This is a genomic window from Pseudomonas allii (assembly GCF_055380095.1).
In genome coordinates, this window is the sequence record NZ_AP039450.1 from 1,257,775 (window position 1) to 1,275,752 (window position 17,978).

General features: G+C 60.7%; 14 protein-coding genes. 7 read left to right on the forward strand and 7 right to left on the reverse strand.

What is annotated here, in order from left to right:
- Positions 1–18 precede the first annotated feature (18 nt).
- From ACZ445_RS05605 to ACZ445_RS05620, 4 genes are read right to left on the reverse strand one after another with little or no spacing between them, the layout of a single operon-like run.
- Entirely contained in the window at positions 19–1,398 is a 1,380-nt protein-coding gene (locus tag ACZ445_RS05605) for an ATP-binding protein (RefSeq protein ID WP_058423809.1), read from the reverse strand.
- Positions 1,395–3,209 carry a DAHL domain-containing protein gene (locus tag ACZ445_RS05610; protein WP_058423808.1) on the reverse strand — a complete coding sequence of 605 codons (1,815 nt, stop codon included), beginning with the start codon at positions 3,207–3,209 and terminating at the stop codon, positions 1,395–1,397. The genes ACZ445_RS05605 and ACZ445_RS05610 overlap by 4 nt, the downstream gene beginning before the upstream one ends.
- Positions 3,206–4,189 carry a cytochrome-c peroxidase gene (locus tag ACZ445_RS05615; protein ID WP_464708065.1) on the reverse strand — a complete coding sequence of 328 codons (984 nt, stop codon included), beginning with the start codon at positions 4,187–4,189 and terminating at the stop codon, positions 3,206–3,208. Before ACZ445_RS05615 ends, ACZ445_RS05610 begins: the two co-directional genes overlap by 4 nt.
- A gap of 4 nt (positions 4,190–4,193) precedes the next feature.
- Positions 4,194–6,068 (reverse strand): GGDEF/EAL domain-containing response regulator, encoded by a 1,875-nt coding sequence (locus ACZ445_RS05620; protein ID WP_464708066.1) that lies wholly within the window; start codon positions 6,066–6,068, stop codon positions 4,194–4,196.
- Between the two features lie 220 nt (positions 6,069–6,288).
- Between ACZ445_RS05620 and nosR the strand changes: the two genes are divergently transcribed.
- Positions 6,289–7,602: a response regulator c-di-GMP phosphodiesterase, NosR family gene (gene nosR, locus ACZ445_RS05625; protein ID WP_310862630.1), complete on the forward strand. Its 1,314-nt coding sequence runs from the start codon at positions 6,289–6,291 to the stop codon at positions 7,600–7,602.
- A 20-nt stretch (positions 7,603–7,622) separates the two neighbouring features.
- Here nosR and ACZ445_RS05630 read toward each other — a convergent pair whose 3' ends face one another.
- Positions 7,623–11,765 carry a dermonecrotic toxin domain-containing protein gene (locus ACZ445_RS05630; protein ID WP_464708068.1) on the reverse strand — a complete coding sequence of 1,381 codons (4,143 nt, stop codon included), beginning with the start codon at positions 11,763–11,765 and terminating at the stop codon, positions 7,623–7,625.
- 181 nt (positions 11,766–11,946) lie between these two features.
- Here ACZ445_RS05630 and ACZ445_RS05635 point away from each other — a divergent pair, with 181 nt between their 5' ends.
- Positions 11,947–12,354 (forward strand): NUDIX hydrolase, encoded by a 408-nt coding sequence (locus ACZ445_RS05635; protein ID WP_464708069.1) that lies wholly within the window; start codon positions 11,947–11,949, stop codon positions 12,352–12,354.
- A 7-nt stretch (positions 12,355–12,361) separates the two neighbouring features.
- Here ACZ445_RS05635 and metR read toward each other — a convergent pair whose 3' ends face one another.
- Entirely contained in the window at positions 12,362–13,279 is a 918-nt protein-coding gene (gene metR, locus ACZ445_RS05640; RefSeq protein ID WP_058423802.1) for a transcriptional regulator MetR, read from the reverse strand.
- Between the two features lie 182 nt (positions 13,280–13,461).
- On the opposite strand from metR, the gene ACZ445_RS05645 reads away from it, so the two are divergent.
- From ACZ445_RS05645 to ACZ445_RS05665, 5 genes are all read left to right on the forward strand, one after another.
- On the forward strand, positions 13,462–14,481 hold the full coding sequence (locus ACZ445_RS05645) for an alpha/beta fold hydrolase (protein ID WP_058423801.1): 1,020 nt from the start codon (positions 13,462–13,464) through the stop codon (positions 14,479–14,481).
- Positions 14,482–14,536: 55 nt separating this feature from the next.
- A complete protein-coding gene (locus tag ACZ445_RS05650; protein WP_058423800.1) occupies positions 14,537–15,190 on the forward strand; it encodes a DsbA family oxidoreductase in 654 nt (217 codons plus the stop codon).
- Between the two features lie 185 nt (positions 15,191–15,375).
- Complete coding sequence (locus ACZ445_RS05655) at positions 15,376–16,296, forward strand: arginase family protein (protein WP_179040676.1); 921 nt, start codon at positions 15,376–15,378, stop codon at positions 16,294–16,296.
- Complete coding sequence (locus ACZ445_RS05660; protein WP_016977488.1) at positions 16,293–16,673, forward strand: DMT family transporter; 381 nt, start codon at positions 16,293–16,295, stop codon at positions 16,671–16,673. Before ACZ445_RS05655 ends, ACZ445_RS05660 begins: the two co-directional genes overlap by 4 nt.
- The gene (locus tag ACZ445_RS05665) at positions 16,670–17,074 is read left to right on the forward strand and encodes a DMT family transporter (RefSeq protein ID WP_058423798.1); all 405 of its coding nucleotides are present in this window, start codon (positions 16,670–16,672) and stop codon (positions 17,072–17,074) included. The genes ACZ445_RS05660 and ACZ445_RS05665 overlap by 4 nt, the downstream gene beginning before the upstream one ends.
- A 4-nt stretch (positions 17,075–17,078) precedes the next feature.
- On the opposite strand, the gene ACZ445_RS05670 is transcribed toward ACZ445_RS05665, so the two are convergent.
- Entirely contained in the window at positions 17,079–17,945 is an 867-nt protein-coding gene (locus ACZ445_RS05670; protein ID WP_464708070.1) for a fatty acid desaturase family protein, read from the reverse strand.
- Positions 17,946–17,978 lie beyond the last annotated feature (33 nt).

Here is a 17,978-nt window from a genome sequence, read left to right on the forward strand (position 1 = left end):
CAACAGGAGGCGGCGTGCCTACGCCGCCGTCTGCCGGATCGGCAACACCACTCGAAACGTGGTGCCCTTGCCCAGTTCACTGATCACGGAAATATTCCCCCCGTGTTTTTTGACGATGCCGTAGGACAGCGACAGTCCCAGCCCCGTGCCTTCACCCACCGGCTTGGTGGTGAAGAACGGATCGAAGATTTTCTGCACGGTCTCAGGTGCTATCCCACAGCCATTGTCGGCCACTTCCAGCCACACATGCTCGCCTTCCACGCCATTGCTGATGGTAATGGTGCCGCGCTCGGGTCCCATGGACTGCGCGGCATTGATCACCAGGTTCATCACCACCTGGTTGAGCTGAGACGCCAGGCACTCGATTTCCGGTAACGGGCCATAGCGCTTGACCACATCGGCCTTGTATTTGAGTTCGCTGGCAACAATGTTCAGCGTCGAATCGATGCCCTGTAGCAAGTTGGCGAATTGCCAGGTCTGGTCATTGTCCACCCGCGAGAAGTTCTTCAGGTCCTTGACGATCTGTACCACGCGGCCGATGCCTTCCTTGGATTCGTGGATCAGGATCGGAATATCTTCCTTGAGAAAATCCAGTTCCATGTCATCACGCATTGCCTTGAGTTGATCGCGCTGCTCTGCGGGTACAAGGGCGTCTTCGGCCTGTCGGTAGGCATCCAGCATCTGTTGCAACTGCTTGAAGTAGCCGTCCAGGGTGCTGAGGTTGGAGGAGATGAAACCCACCGGGTTATTGATTTCATGGGCCACGCCAGCCGCCAGTTGCCCCAGGGATGCGAGCTTTTCCGACTGCACCAGTTGGCTTTCCAGGTGCTTGCGCTCGTCGATCTCCAGTTGCAGCGCTTGGGTGCGCTGTTCCACCAGTTGTTCCAGGTGTGCGGTTTGCAGGGAGGCGCGCCGGGCCATGTCCCATTTGTTGGCCAGGGTGTTGGCCATTTGCTGGACTTCGATATTGTCGAAAGGCTTTTTCAGGATCAGCAGGCGATCATGGGCGTGCAGGCGTTCCAGCAGGTCTTCCCAGGAATAGTCCGAGTACGCGGTGCACACCACCACCTGCAGGTCGGGGGCGATTTTCCAGAGTTCCTCGATGGTTTTTGCGCCATCCCAGCCCTGGGGCATGCGCATATCGACAAAGGCCAGGGCGTAGGGTTGTTTGTTTGCCATGGCCGTGACGAGTAGTTGCAGGCCTTCCTCTCCACCGTATGCCGAATGCAACTCGAACACCTGGGCGTGGGCTTTGGCTGTGTCGCCGAACAGGGCCGACTCCATGTCATCCAGCGCCTGGTTGGATTCGACGGCAGGCATCAGGATTTTGCGAAAGTCATCATGAATCGATGGCGTGTCGTCGACCAACAAAATGCGCCGGTTGGGGGGCTGGTTCATGGGGTGCTTCCGGCAAGAGTGAGAGGAATCGTCAAGGTAAACACCGCACCGAGGCCAGGCCCATCGCTGTGTGCGCTGAGCTGGCCGTTCATTTCCACGGCGGCCAGGGCGCAGCTGTGCAGGCCGAAGCCGTGGCCTTCCTTGCGGGTGGTGAAGCCGTGGGTGAAGATCCGTGTCATGTTTTCCGCCGGAATGCCTTCACCCTCGTCTTTAACGCTGATCTGCAAGGTGTCATCGGCACCCGGCTGCACGACCAGGGTCATTTGTCGTGGCCGGTCGGTGAGGTTGGACATGGCGTACTTGGCGTTGCTGATCAGGTTGACCATGATCAGCAACAACCGGTGTTTATCCCCGAGGATTTCCGGCACTTGCGCGTACTCCTTGACCACCGTGACGTGGTGGCGGCTGAGGGCACCGGCGTTCATGCGCAGAGCATCCTCCATCAACGCGCTGATATTGACCGGCTCCAGTAGCGTGGACACACCGGCGTAGGATTGTTGGGTGGCGACGATGTCCTTGATGTGGTCGACGCTTTTGCTCAGTTGCGTCAGTTCCTCGGTCATGCCCTGTTGCTCCACGGCGATGGCCTCCACCAACTGATTCAAGTAGCCGGGCAGCAATTTGCCTTTTTGATCTTCGGTGAGAAACGTGCCCAGGTCAGCCTGGCGTTCGTTGATCAACTGCATGGCTTTGCCCAGTCCCAGGGCCTTGCTGCTGCGCAATTTGCGGCTGACCAGATCGGCGGAGATGTTCACGCTGTTGAGTACGTTGCCCACGTTGTGCAGCACGTTGGTGGCGATCTCGGCCATGCCGGCCTGGCGGGCGCTGTCCATCAGTTCGCTCTGGGCATCCTTGAGCTGCTGGGTGCGCCGCTCAACACGTTGCTCCAGGGTTTCATTGGCCGCCTGCAAGGCGCGGTTGACCCGGTTGATCTCCGTGAAACTGCGCAACAGGCGTACGGCAAGGTAGAGCAACAGCAACACCAGCAAGGTGGAGAAAATCAGCAAGTAGCGATGGTATTGATGGTCGATCAGGTCGGCCGTCTGCTGGTCCTGGTTGAGGTGGGTGGTCAGGTCATCCAGGCGTTCGGCCACGGGCACCGCCGCGATCCGTTCCAGCAGGTTGTTAACCAATGGCTGCTCGCGCAGGATCAGCGAAATGTGATTGCTGAGAATATCGACCGGCGCCTGGAACTGACTGGGCAGCAGTTCCTTGTTGACCGCCAGCTTGCCCAGGCCGACGAGAATGTCGGCGGCTCGATCATCACTGGTGACCTGGGCGAACTCCAGGCTGCTGAGCAACAGGTCGTAGGTGTCGGTGGCCACGCTTTGCAGTTGCTGCTTACCCTCATCGTCAACCTGATTGAACTGCGCCTGGATATCGTCTTCGGCCGTTGGCAGGAAGGCCAGCGAGTTGCGCAGCACTGCGTTATGGGATTTGAACTGGTCGACCAACCGAGCCTTTTCCTCGATGGCCGCCTCGTAGGCTTGCTGATCGGCTTGCCAGCGCGGCAGGTCGTTGGCCTCGTGATAGGAGCCGCGGCCTTTCAGGTCGGCCCACAGCCGGGTCATTTCCAACAGGGGAGCGACCAGGGGGTCGTAGTTATGGGTAATGGAGATCCGGGCCTTGAGCACCTCGCTGTCCCATTGCGCATTGAGCTGCTGGAGTTGCCGGATCAGGTCCCGCGACTGGGTGTAGGTGGCGGTCTGGTCACGGGCCGACTTGAGGTACAGAAAGACCAGCGTCGAGGCCAGCAGCACGGTGATCAGGCCGAGCAGGAGCTGGCTGGTGCGGCGGGTGGACAGGGTCATAGCGGTTTACCTGCCCATTCGCCCGTCAGGGTCTTGAGAAATTGAATGATCAGGTCTTTGTCTTCCTGGGATGGGTTGCGCCCCAGTTGATACTTGAACATCACATCGACTGCTTCTTCCAGGGTCTTGGCGCTAGCGTCGTGGAAATACGGTGCGGTGACGGCCACATTGCGCAGGCTGGGCACCTTGAACACATGGCGGTCCTCTTCGTCCTTGGTCAGCAGGTAGCGGCCAAGGTCCGATTCCACTGGATTGCCACGGGCCTTGAAGTAATCGCCCATCACGCCGAACTTCTGGAACATGTTGCCGCCGATATTGACCCCCTGGTGGCAGGCAATGCAGCCGTAGTCCTTGAAGCGCTGGTAGCCGTACTTTTCCTGGAGCGTGAGGATTTCGGTATTGCCCAGCAGGTACTGGTCGAATCGCGAGTTGGGTGTCAGCAGGGTGCGTTCATAGGTGGCCAGTGCGTTTTGCACATTGGCGGCGGTGACGCCGTCGGGGTAGGCCTGGCTGAACGCGGTCTGGTAGGCAGGCATGGCGGACAGGTTCTGCACCACGGTTTTCCAGTCACTGCCCATTTCCACCGGGCTGATCACCACCTGTTCGACCTGGGCTTCCAGGGTATCCACCCGGCCATTCCAGAACTGCTTGAAGTTCAGGCTGGCGTTGAATACCGACGGCGTGTTGATCGCGACCGGCTTGCCGTCGAAGCCAAGGGAAAACGGCTTGTCGTCGGCACCGCCGGACGCCAGTCGATGGCAACTGGCGCAGGAGAGGGTGCCGTTGACCGACAGGCGCGGTTCGTTGAACAGCTGGCGACCCAGCTCGACCCTGGCCGGGTCCAGCGCCGGAACCGCAGGCAGCGGTTTGAGCGCTTCATCCAGTGGTGCCGCCATCAGTGGCGTCGACAGGCACAGGGTGAGCATCAGGCCAAGACGGTAAGTTGAGACATCGCTCAAGCGAGCACTCCTTGCAAGCATAGGGCTATGGGGTGGGCATCAATGTCGCGCAGCCCACTTGCAGCAACTGGGCGAAGTCTTTGGCAGGCACGGCCTTGCTGAATAAAAAGCCCTGGCCTTCTTCACACAGCTGGGCTTGCAGGAAACTCAGCTGATCGAGGGTTTCGACCCCTTCGGCGATGATAGTCAGTTCCAGGCTCCTGCCCATGCCGATGATAGCGCTGATCAGTTGCTCGTCCTGGTTATTTACGTTCAGGCCGCGCACGAAGGACTGGTCGATCTTCAACACGTCGATGGGGAAGCGTCTCAGGTAGCTGAGGCTGGAGTAACCGGTGCCGAAGTCGTCCAGGGCCAGGCGCACGCCCATGGCCTTGATGGTGTGCAGGGTCTTGACGGTTTCGTCGACATTCTGCATCAGCACGCTTTCGGTGATTTCCAGTTCAAGCAGATGTGGCTGCATATCGGTCTGCTTCAAGATTGCGACGAGGTTGTCGACGAAGTCGCGTTGACGGAAGTCGATGGCCGAGATGTTCACCGAGATGCACAGCGGTGGCAGGCCCATCGCACGCCAGGCCTGCACTTGCTCGCAGGCCTGGCGCAGCACCCATTGGGTCAGGGGCACGATCAGCCCGCTGTCTTCGGCCACGGGGATGAAATCGCCGGGGTTGACCCAGCCCGAGCGTGGCTGGAACCAGCGGATCAGCGCTTCGGCGCCGACGATCTTGCCGGATTTCAGGTCCAGCTTCGGCTGGTAGTGCAGCACAAACTCTTCACGGTCCAGCGCCTGGCGAATCGCGCTTTCCAGGTTTTGCTGGTGTCGGGCGCGCCGGTTCATGTCTTCGGTGTAAAAGCTGAAGCCATCCGGGCCCTGTTCCTTGCGGGTGCGCATGGCGGTCTCGGCGTGTTTGATCAGTTCCACGGCATTGCCGCTGTCATCGGGGTAGATGGCGATGCCCAGGCTGGCGGTGACGCTCAGGTCGTGCCCTGCGACATGTCGGGTGGCACTCACGGCCGTGAGGATTTTTTGTGCGATATGCTGGGTTTGCTGCGGATGCTCTATATCGCTGAGCACAACCACAAATTCGTCCGCGCCGTAGCGAAACACCGAATCCGATGCACGCACGGTCGCTACCAGGCTGTGGCTGACCTGTTGCAGTACCTCATCGCCCACCGGGTAGCCCAAGGCATTGTTGATACGCTTGAAGCGGTCCAGCCCGATAAACATCACTGCCAGTTGCGTGTCATGCCGGTGGGCCAACGCAATCGCCTGCGTCAGCCGGTCGCCCAGCAGCGTACTGTTGGGAAGCTCGGTGAGGACGTCGTATTGCAGCAAGTGGGAAACCTTGAGCAGCTCCTGCACACGCTCTTCGATAGTGCGCTCCAGGCCAACGACTTTCAGCGCCATGTCCTGTGCAAGCTGCCACTTCCAGGTCAGGGCACTGGCCATCTGGCGGATTTCCAAGTGATCGAACGGCTTTTTCAGGATCAGCAACTGGTCGTTGTACTTCAGCCGGGCCTCGATGGCTTCGAAGGAATAGTCGGAATAAGCCGTGCACAGGGCGATCTGCAGGTTGGGGTCGGCGTTCCACAGCTGTTCGATGGTCTGCAGGCCATCCCAGCCCGGCGGCATGCGCATGTCGATGAACGCCATGGCATAGGGCGCGTTGGCGGTCAGGGCCCGGTTGACCAGGTCCAGGGCTTCCTCACCCTGGTAGGCGGAGTCCAGCTTGAAGGCCTGGCGTACTTTAGGGGCGGTGCCGAACAGCGTTTCCTCAAGGTTCTCCAACGAAGGCTCGCCATTGGCATCGGCGCAGAGAATCTTGCGGAAGTCCTGGTGGATCGAGGCCGTGTCATCGACGATCAGAATGCGCCGGTTGGCCCTGACGGAGTCAGCAGTCATGGCCTGCTCCGTGACAACAAAAGGTTCGACTGCATAACGATTCCTTCCCTGATTTCGCCTCGGAGCGGGGCGCCAACACTGCTGTATCAGCATAGTCGAGGTCCCTTGATATCGACGGCCAGTTGGCGTCAAATCAACCCCGCGCCTCGCGCGAAGGAAGCTGGCTGGGCACAAGGGTTCAATTTAGCTCAATTTTATTCAATTTGAAGGCGCGGTCACCATGGAAGAACAAGTCGCTGTAACACCTAAGGTTTTGCTGGTCGATGATGAAGAGTCGATTCTCAACAGCCTGCGCCGGCTGTTGCGCGGTCAACCCTTCGATGTGGTGCTGGCCGGCAGCGGCGCCGAGGCCCTGGAGATCATGGCAGGGCAGCGTATCGATCTGATCATGAGCGATGCGCGTATGCCCGGCATGGATGGGGCGCAGTTACTGGCCGAAGTCCACCGGCTGTACCCGGCCACCAGTCGCATCCTGCTGACCGGCTACGCTGACCTGCCGACCATCATCAAGGCGATCAACGAAGGGCAGATCCACCGTTATATCGCCAAGCCGTGGAATGACGACGAACTCAAGCTGACCTTGCAGCAGGCGCTTGAGCACCAGCGACTTGAACAACTGACCCACGAGCAGAACGATCAGCTCAAGGCGCTCAATGCCACCCTGGAAAAGCGCGTCTCGTCGCGTACCGCCGAGTTGCAGCAAACCGCCGACATGCTCGACCTGGCCTACGAAGAACTCAAGCGCAGCTACGTGACCGGCACCGAAGTGTTTTCGCTGCTGGCCAACCTGCGCCTGCCCAGGGACAAACAGACCAACCGCGCGCTGATCGAACTGATCCGCGTGTACTGCGCCGCACAGGCCATGGATGAAGCCAGCACGCGCGACCTGACCATGGCTGCGGCGCTGTACAACATCGGCAAGCTGAGCTGGAGCGACAGCATGATGGTGTCGCCCTCGGACAAATTGCATAGCACCGACCGCACGCTCTATCGCGAGTACCCGGCCCAGAGTGAATCGCTGTTGATGACTCTTGAGCCGATGAAAGACGCGGCGCGGATCATTCGCCATCATCAGGAGCGCTGGGACGGCACGGGCTTTCCCGACCACCTCAAGGGCGAGTCGATCCCTCCCGGTTCGCGGCTGTTGAAATTGGCGGTGGACTTCATCGAATTGCAAAAAGGCTTGATCCTTGAGCGCAACTTGAACAGCGACGAAGCCCTGCTGTTTATTCGCAAGTACGCCGGGCGCCTTTATGATCCGGATCTGGTCGAAGATTTCATCCTGGCCTGCGCAAAATTCCTCAGTGACGTGACGCTGGGCGATCCAACGGTCAAGGTGTTAACCACCCGCGAGCTGGAGGCAGGGATGGTCCTGGCCCGCAACCTCAACGCCGACAACGGCATGCTGCTGCTCAACGCCGGCAAGGTGCTGAACCTGCCGCTGGTGGACAAGCTGATCGCGTTCGAGGCGATGGAAGGGGCCAAGTACAGCGTGTTTATCAAGGTGCCCGATGAGGCGCCGTTATTGACCTAGCGTCAGCGGGGCCGGTTTTGCTACACGCCCCAGACTCTTCGCCGATTGGCGTGATAGTCAAAGATGCCTTTGAGGCGGTAGACATCTTTCTCACCTTCCTTGGCGGTCTTTTCAAACGCCACGCGCCAGCGACCGCGGCCCGTACCCGGATCCAGCTGCGGTAAGTCGACATAGGTATTACTGCCAATTTTTTTCCGGCTGACACGGCCGCCCTGGATATCCTGGATGATCTCGTCGAGTTTGCTTTTGGCACTGTCGGGTAACAGGGATAGTTGAGTTTCTGCCAGTTCATCCAGCTTGACGATGTTGGTGATCGCCTCGCTCGGTGCTGCAGGGACCGGAAGCGACGACATGCCGGGTCGTCCCGATGGCTTTTCAACTTTGTGCGTGCGGGGGCGTGGCGGGGTCAATTCCAAAGGTGTTGAAAACTTCGGAATGGTTTTTTCAAATTCAGCGACGGTGACACTGTCGATGACTTTTAAGCCGGAGGCTGTTCCGGTGCGTTCACCGTAAGACAATGCAATGTAAGGAACTCCATATTTCTTGAAGTCATCGGAAATAGAGTCGACGCCGAGTGTATTGAGAAGCGCGTGGCGTTTTTCGATTCTGAACGCTTCCAGCGCTTCTTTACTTTTGGGGCTGGACAGCAATTGTTGCAGCGCGTCATTGAAAGTTATTTTGTGATTGGCGGCTATTTTCTCGACGATCTCTCGTCGTCCTTTTTCTCTCAAGAACGCCTCGATAGTGTCGTTGCTCCACGTCGACAGGTGGTATTTCCTGTCGAATTTATCAAGGCTTTTAACTTGCTTGTAGGTGAAGGCGTAGCCGACGAGCTTTGCGCCCGTATCGTGGTCAGCAATACTGATTGACGCCCTGATATGTTTGGCGAAGTCATCATTCTTCCCAATGAGTCGTTTTATTTTAATAAACAGATTATCCAGTTCGATAGGCGAGAGCGTCAGGTGCTCGGATAAAAAATGAGTGGTCTTGTTCAGGTGCGTGTAAACGTGCGCGTCGAATTCAATCATTAACAAGGCTTGGCGTAGTTGGGGCGGACGTGCAGATCCTTGCTGCCCCCAGACGATGCGGCGAAAGGTGCTTTCATCGACATTCAACTGTTGCAGTGCGTTATCCCAAAGCCGACGTTTCTGAAGGACCGTCAGTTCCTTGAGCAGCGCTTCGCCGTGCCCGGCGGGTGAAAACATGCGCAATGCGGCGAGCAGGTCATCCTCCACTTGCTGTTCAGGCGTACGCGCTCTCAGCACACCCAATACCGCTCCGCCGCCTCGCGTGGTTCGTTCAAAGCGTGGCTTCCAGCTTTTTGCATCGCCTGGAACCACCATGAAGTCCGCTTTATTCCCCGCTGGGTCTTTGACGTACCGGGCACCGTCCTCCACATAGGACGCGTACAAATGGTAGCGACCATCCTCAGCCCGCATGGCGATAAAGTGCTGGTTGCGACTGTCAATGAAGCTGGGTGCGCCCAGTGTGCGCGACAGCCTGTACTGATGGGCCTGGGCAAAGTCGTCGACGTCGAAGAGCGCATCGATCTGTTTCGGCAGTCGGTAGCTCGCCACATCGACCCATCCTGGGTCCAACGGCCGGATCGAGGGCTTGGCGATGGCAATGTAGGGTGTATTGTCCGCACCGATTTTCCGGATCAACCCCGGGATCGCACGGCCCACTTTCTGTGCGTGATTGACCCCCCTGACAATGTAGCGATGGGCCAGGCGCCGCAGGGTTTTGAACAGTGACAGCCCCAGCAGGAAGTCGGCCACTTCGACGGAAAACAGAAAGCCATTCACGGCTGATTCAAGGGCAATTTCCGCGTTGGTCCGCGAGCGGTAGTCGGCATGGGCGAGCTGAAAGCCCAGTTGCGCTGAATACAGGTACGCATGCAGATCACCGGTAATTGGCGTCACGGCATAGCGGTGCACGCTACGGGTATCGCTGAAAATCCGCGCCAGTTCCCGAGCATCGCCAGTGGCCATGCGCTGGGTGAAATAGGCGCGCCATTCAGGTTTGGCCTTCAGTGCGTCGAGCTCCACCAGCCCCAGCACCAGTTCCCGGAAGGGCGCGTTGTCGGGAGCCTGCGGGGTGTAAAGCACACAGACGCCTCCCGGCTTGGTGCCTATGCGTTGGATGACCAGCACGCCATTGATGACCTGGCCGCCCTGGCCGCCTTCCAATCCGCCCCCCATGACCAGTGAGTTGACCTCGATATCGGATCGGCCGACAGGCGGGCGGGTGGTCGAGTCGGGATACTCGGTGATCGCTTTTATCCAGTCCATTCCACCGCCGGGCGTCTTGAAGCTGAACAGGTCATAGACCGCCGGGTTTAATCGGCTCTCCAGGGCATCCTTGCGCAATGCCGCCGCGCTTGCCCGCTGCCAGGCGCCGGCAAAGGCGCGCCCTTCGCCATGGGGCAAGAAGGCCGACCTGAGGTACGCCTCGTACTGTTTGCCCACGTCCGCCTGCCGGGCGAGCGCACGTAGATCGGCATCCTCAAGCCTGCCGCGCTTTTGCCCCGAGGCATCGACAATATCGGCGCTGGCGCTGATCGTCCGGTGCAGGTCATGGGCGGACCACGGGTCGACATTGCGCCGGGCATAACTGCCCAGCGTGCGCAGGTCCACCACGACTTTTGCGTTCCAGGTGCCGAAGGTCAGTGTGCGCTCTGACAGCACCTGCGGGATGTCGATTTGCGGGTCTTCGCTGATATACACGATGTCGGAGGCTGCATCACGGTAGCCCGTGACCTTGACCGGCATCGAGGTGGTCACGCGCAGCCTGACCAGGCTTTTGTAGGGCGCCAGGTCCACGGGGGCATATTCCGGTTTTTGCAGTTTCAGCACCTTGTCCGTTTCCTGTTCGGCAAAGGCGGGGAATGTCGCAATCTTCTCCAGCAGCGGGGCGAGCACCTCATGGCTGTCAATCAGGGCGGTTTCAAGTTGCCGGTACTGTTGCTGCTCGGCCGCGCTGGCCGTTTTGAGCCAGTCGGGGTCACGCGGCTCCACCAGGCGCAGGTTGCGGCTCGCCAGGGCCGCGGATACATCGAGTTGGGGCGCCAGGTCTGCGGCCCTGTCGAGGTCGCCGGCCAGCGGCAATGGGTCCTTGCGCAGGGTTGCTTGGGTATTGAAGTACTGCCGCACACGCAGTGAGTGGACCTGGTCTGCAATCACATCCGCCTCGATCAGCGGCGGGTTGGTGGTCAGGATGGGCAGGCTGCCAACGGTGGCCTGATCGGCCAATGACAGGCTTGCCACCAGCTTCTGGCCGGCCGATTCGCCGACACGCACGCGTGCCGCCACGGTTTCATTCAACTGCCCCAGGTGCTCGAATTCCTCGAACCCTTCGCTTGGGCTATAGAGCATCACCGGCCCCTGTGGCGGCGTGTCGCCCGTGGCATTGAGGATGAACGCGCCGGCGAATACGCTGCCATTCTCCAGTGCCAGCCTGCAGGCACCGGGTCGCTGGCCGGCGGGGAACAGCGTTTCCCGTGCCGCCGCCGTCGGGTATTTCAATACGCTGTCCGCCAGCGCCCGCGCCGCCGCCGACAAGGTGCCGTCCAGCGTGCGCAAGGCTAATTCATGGGCCAGTACCTGGCGACGCAAGGCGACCAACTGTGCCTCGGTGGTGGGTTGAGCGCTTTCGCGGAATGTCCAGAACTCATTGAGCTTGATCGTCAAGGCTATTTCCAGCACGCCGGCCAGTGTCGCGGTCGGGCTGGCGGGGGACAGGCGTTTGTCTTCCTCCACCGTATCGCTTTCCCGGTAGAAGGCCCCGCTTTCTTGTGCCAGATAGGCATCTGCGTCGGGGCTTCTCAATCGGGTCAGGAGTGAGCCAAGGGACTCGCTGCCCAGCAGTTGTTTTTGGCCGTCGGCGTCTTCACGGTAGCGGCTGTAGAAAATCCGATCTGGATGGATAGGCCGAGGCAACTCGGGAAACACCGCGGCCAATTGCTGCTGATACACCGTCTCCAGGCTCGGCTGTTCCTGGAGTAGCGCGTCGGTCTGGGCATTGAGCCTGGCGAGGGCCTGGATGAGCTGCGTCTGCTGTTGGTCGACGGGTTGATGGGCCCCCGTCACCACCGGCATGGTCACGGGCTGCAAGGGGTCGACGGGTATGCTGTCGACAGGGGAGGGAGGCAATGAACTGTGCATGTATGAACTCATATGAAGGGCGCGTGCCGCGCACGGCTGAATCTGAGTTCGGAGTCTAGGGTTGGCGCTCAAGGGCGTTGCGGTGCATGTGTGTCGGTGCGGCGGCGACCGGGAGCGATCAATTGCCTGGCGCGCAGGCGCGTGTAATCCTTGCCGGCTTTTCTCCTCAGGTGTTTATTCCATGCCCATGACTATCCGCATCGCCGCTGCCCTCCTGATCGGCAACGACGGCCAGACCCTGCTGGTGCGCAAGCGCGGCACCCAGGCCTTCATGCAGCCTGGCGGCAAGATCGATGCAGGCGAGCAACCCGCGCAAGCCTTGGCCCGTGAGCTTCACGAAGAACTGAACCTGCGCATTGAGCCCAGTGCCGCGCAGTACCTCGGCCAGTTCTCGGCACCGGCGGTCAACGAACCAGGCTTTACCGTGCAGGCCGAGTTGTTCCAGGTACACATCGACGTGCCGGTGACTCCCGCCGGGGAAATCGAAGAAGTACGCTGGATCGATCCGATGGGCGATGGCGGCCTGCACCTCGCACCGCTGACGCGCGACGTGATCCTGCCGTTCTACCGAGAGTTGAAAACCCGGTGATCTGCGCTCAGCGCACCGCGCTGACCCCATCCAGGGTGGAGAACGAGGTGTCCTTGGCCGTCAGCAGGAAGTCGCGCATGTACGGCGCATCCAGCATGTCGGCGCGGATACCGGCGTACAGGGTCGCAAACAGGCCCTTTTCGCCCAGGCGCTTGGCCTTCACGTAGCCGCGCGAGCTGTACTCATGCAACGCCCAATGGGGCATGCCGCATACGCCACGGCCGCTGGCCACCAGTTGCATCATCATCACCGTCAGTTCCGAGGTGCGCACCTGGGCGGGTTCCACATCCGCCGGCTCCAGGAAGCGGGTGAAGATGTCCAGGCGGTCGCGCTCCACCGGGTAGGTGATGAGGGTTTCGGTCAGCAGGTCCTGCGGCACGATGTACGCCTTGTTCGCCAGCGGGTGTTGGTTGGCCACCGCGAGCATGGCTTCATAAGTGAACAGCGGCACATAGGTGATGCCGGGCAACTCAAGCGGGTCGGAGGTCACCACCAGGTCCAGGTCACCACGGGCCAGGGCCGGCAGTGGGGCGAAGGCGAAGCCCGAGGCCAGGTCCAGTTCGACTTCCGGCCAGGCATCGCGGAACTGGTCGATGGTCGGCATCAGCCACTGGAAGCAGCTGTGGCACTCGATCGCCATGTGCAGGCGCCCGGCGGTGCCGCCGGCCAACCGCGCGATGTCGCGTTCGGCGCCGCGCAGCAGCGGCAGGGTGGCATCGGCCAGTTGCAGCAGGCGCAGACCGGCGCTGGTGAAGCGCAACGGTTTGGTCTTGCGCACGAACAGCGGCATGCCCAGGCGTTCTTCCAGTTCCTTGAACTGGTGGGACAGCGCTGATTGCGTCAGGTGCAGGCGTTCGGCGGCTTCCACCAGGCTGTCGGCTTCGCGCAGGGCGTGCAAGGTCTTGAGGTGACGGATCTCGAGCACAGGCTCTCCATGAATACAATTTGTGACGAATCGGAATGGCGTGAGTTTGTCTCATGTTGCAAGCCGTGTCGACCATGACCGTTGAGCACTCTTCATCAAACTGTCACGCAACTGTGGCAGCGCGCTTGAACAAACTTCATCAGACTCGCGCTCTACTGGGGTTCTGCGTTTCGGTGTTTTTCATGCGCGTGTTGTTTTTACTGGCCGCCTTAGTGTTCGGCCTGCCGTCTTTTGCGGCTTCTCGATGTGATGTCAATGTCCCGACCCAAACGGTCGACCTGGCTCAGGTGAGCATCGCCTACCAGAGCATCGGTCGTGCGTCCGACCCTGCCTTGCTGCTGGTGATGGGCCTGGGCGGGCAGTTGATCCACTGGCCCGACGAGGTGGTCGTCGCCCTGTGCCAGCAAGGTTTCCGGGTGATTCGCTATGACAATCGAGACGTCGGCCTGTCCACCTGGCGGCAGGCCCCGGCCAATGCCAACCTGACCTTCGAGGTGCTGCGCTACAAGCTCGGCCTGCCGGTGTCGGCGCCTTACACGCTGACCGACATGGCCGATGACGCCATCGGCCTGATGGACGCGTTGCAGATCCAGCAATTCCACGTACTCGGCGCGAGCATGGGCGGGATGATCGCCCAGCACCTGGCCGCCATGGCGCCGCAACGGGTCGAGAGCCTCACGCTGATTATGACCAGCTCCGGCGCCGAAGGCCTGCCCGCACCGAATGCCGCGCTGGTGCAACTGTTGTCGCGACGCAGCGCGCCGAATCGTGAAGTGGCCCTGGAGCAGCAGGCCGACTTGCTCGCCGCACTGGGCAGCCCGAACGTGAAGGATGATCGCCAGGCGCTGTTGCACCAGGCGGCGCTGTCCTACGACCGCGCCTTCAACCCCGAGGGGGTGAAGCGCCAGATCATGGCGATCCTCGCCGAACCGAGCCGCGTGCCGTTGCTCAACCAACTGCGCGTGCCGACCCTGGTGGTGCATGGCACCGCCGACCCGTTGTTGCCGGTGATGCACGGCGTGCACCTGGCGGCGCATATCCAGGGCAGCCAGTTGAAGCTGATTCCCGGCATGGCCCATCGGTTCCAGGAGGCGTTCAAGGCGCCCCTGTTGACGGCGGTGTTGCCGTACCTGCAAGCCCATCGCGAAGATGCGGCGCACTGGGCGCAGATTGACCTGGGCGAGCCTTCGAAGGTGTTGTGACATTGGTGTATCGTGCAACCTTTACGGCGCATTACTGCCAGCGAGGTTGCCTGCCATGAGTACTCCCCTGAAAATCGATTTCGTCAGCGATGTGTCCTGCCCCTGGTGCATCATCGGCCTGCGCGGCCTGACCGAAGCCCTCGACCAGCTTGGCGCCGACGTGCAGGCCGAGATCCACTTCCAGCCGTTCGAACTGAACCCGAACATGCCCGCCGAGGGGCAGAACATCGTCGAGCACATCACCGAGAAATATGGCTCCACCGCCGAGCAATCCCAGGCCAACCGCGAACGCATCCGCGACATGGGCGCCGGGTTGGGCTTTGCGTTCCGCACCGACGGCCAGAGCCGCATCTACAACACCTTCGACGCGCATCGCCTGCTGCATTGGGCCGGGCTGGAAGGTTTGCAGTACAACCTCAAGGAAGCGCTGTTCAAGGCATACTTCAGTGATGGGCAGGACCCGTCCGACCACGCCACTCTGGCAATCATCGCCGAAAGCGTCGGGCTGGATATCCAGCGCGCGGCCGAGATTCTGGCCAGCGACGAGTACGCCGCCGAAGTCCGTGAACAGGAACAGCTGTGGATCTCCCGTGGCGTGACCTCGGTGCCGACCATCGTGTTCAACGATCAGTACGCTGTGAGCGGTGGGCAGCCGGCGGAAGCTTTTGTAGGCGCGATCCGGCAGATCATCAGCGAATCCAAGAACTAACGCCGAACGCAGGTCAAAATGTGGGAGGGGGCTTGCCCCCGATAGCGGTGGTTCAGTCAAGACATGTGTTGACTGACACTCTGCTATCGGGGGCAAGCCCCCTCCCACATTGTTCTCCATTGGTCTTGAGACCGGTGCTGGCCCGTCCCTTGCATTGACCCCTTAAAGCCTTAAGGGACACTGCCTTGAACATTCTTGACCTCGACCACAGCCTCACCGGCCAGGCACCGATTGCCCGGCGCCTGGCCAGTGGCCGCGCCCACCGTATCGACCTGCTGGACCTGGGCCCCAAGCTGCGCCTGTGGTCCACCGAAAAAACCTGGAAGCGCTTCGCCGAACGCCTGGCCCAACGGCCCAGGCCCATCGACGCACGGCCGGAAATCCTGTTTGTCGGCTCCGGCGATTATCATCACCTCACACCGGCATTCCTGGCTGATTTGAAAGAGCCCATCAGCCTGATCCACTTCGACAACCACCCCGACTGGGTGCGCTTTGCGCCCAAGCGTCACTGTGGTTCGTGGGTCAACCGCGCGTTGAAGATGCCGGCGATCAAACGCATCGTCACCCTCGGCCCGTGCAGCGACGACCTGCACAACCCGCAACTGCGCGGCGGCAACCTCGGGGCTCTCAAGCGCGGGCAATTGCAGCTGTTTCCCTGGCAGCATGCGCCCTCCAAAGTCTGGGGGCGGGTAGGGGACGGTGCCGGCCACCAGCAGCAGGAAAACCACCTGCATTGGCGCAATCTGGCCGAGCTGGACTGGGCGGCATTCCTTGAGCAGATGATCAGCAGCCTGCCCACCGAGGCGATCTGGATCACCATCGACAAAGACGTACTCGCCAGCGAAGACGCCGCCACCAACTGGGATCAGGGCGGCATGCGCCTGACTCACCTGCTGCAAGCCTTGCGCGCGTTGGCGGCGCGCAAGCGCATCATCGGCATCGACGTGTGCGGCGAGTTCGCCACGCCGGCGTTCAGCAATGCCTTCAAGCGTTGGGAAGCCAAGTCCGACCAGCCGCCGCCCGAGCGCTGGAGTGTGGAAGACTTGCAGCGCAATGCCGCGACCAATGAAGCCCTGATCGATCTGTTTGAGGAGCTGTTCCCGTGACGTTGACCGTGGTGTTGCTGGTGGCGTTTTCCATCGTGCTCGATGTGATTGGCCAGCTGTGTTTCAAGATCGGCCTGGACCGCTTGCCTGAACTGGACGGTGGTTTTCGCCTGAATGCGTTCTGGGGCCAGGTGTTCAATGCGCCTTTGCTGTGGGCGGGCATCGGCGCCTATGCCGTCGAGTTTTTCGTGTGGCTCGAAGCCCTCTCGCGCGCGCCGTTGAGCCTGCTGTTTCCGGCGGCCGCGCTCGCGTATTGCGGCGTGGTGCTGGCGGGTAAGGTGGTGCTGGGCGAAACCGTCAGCCGGCGCCGTTGGCTCGGTACGCTGGTGATTACCTTAGGCGTGATGTTGGTAGCAATTGCAGGGAGTCAGGCATGAGTACGCAAACGATGAATACCGGATGGTTGCATGGGCGTTTGGGCACGGTGGTGCTGTGGGCCTTGCTGATCTGCACCGAAAGCGCCGGCCAGCTGTTTACCAAAGTCGCTGGCGACCAGTTGGGGCAGATGGATTTCAACTGGCAGTGGTTGGGTGAGGTGGTGCGCAACCCTGGGATCCTGGCGGCGATTGCCAGCTACATCGGCGCATTTTTCGTATGGATGCTGATCCTGCGGCGCAGCAGCCTGTCCCTGGCGTTTCCGCTGAGTTCACTGGTGTTTGTGGTGGTGTTGCTGGGTTCGTGGCTGGGGCTGGGGGAGCATATCAGCCCGCTGCACTGGGTGGGGGTGGCGGTGATTATCGGTGGTATCGCCCTCCTGGCAGAGGGCGAAGAAAACTGAGTGTCTAGGGTTTGCGGTGTGCCACCAAAAACCCTAGACCATGGGACACCGGAAGTGTTTTGACCCCTGCCTCCCGCTGCTGCCCGGCAATCTCCCGATGGAACGCCTTCACCTGGGTCCAGTGCATCTTCGGCCGGTAGTGATGCTCGGCGTGGTAGCCGTTGTTCATCCAGATCAGGTTGTACAACACACTGTAGGAACTCACGCCCCAGGCGATCGGCAGGTCCGGGTTGCCGCCGAAATGCTCGTAGTAGCCATTGAGCGATGACAGGCACTGGCCCAGGTACCAGAACGGCAGCAGCCACAGCACCGCCTGCCAGTTGTAGAACGCCAGCGCGATGTAGAACGCCACGGTCACGCCGATCTCGACCTTGACCCAGCGCGCATCGGCCGGGCGTTTGCGCTTCATTTCGGCGTAGAACGGCTTGGGGTCGTCGCGGAAAAAACTCAGGAAGGTATAGGCCCACGGGTTTTCCGGCTGGCCGTTGTGGCCACGCTGGTAGATCGACAGCGGGTCGATGGTCTTGCCATCCGGCCCCGGCAGGTCGGCGTTGCCACGGTGGTGGCGGTTGTGGATGTCGCGGTAGAGCGTCTGGGAAAAACCGATGGTCACCGACAGCAGCAGGTCGAAGGCCCGGTTCATGGCGCGATGGGTGAAGTAGGCATTGTGGATCTGGTTGTGGGAGATGCTGTTGATGCTCCACGACAGGCTCACTGCGTAAAGCAGCGCCAGCGGTACCAGGGCCCACCAGCTCAGATGATGGAAGGCGGCAACCAGCCAGACGACAAAGGCGAAATGTGCCAGGCCCAGGGCGATGGGCACCAGGTCCCAGAGCGAGTGGTGCAGCAGGCGGTAAGCGGGGCGAGCCATGAAAAGTGTCCTGGAAAAATGGATTCCAGCACC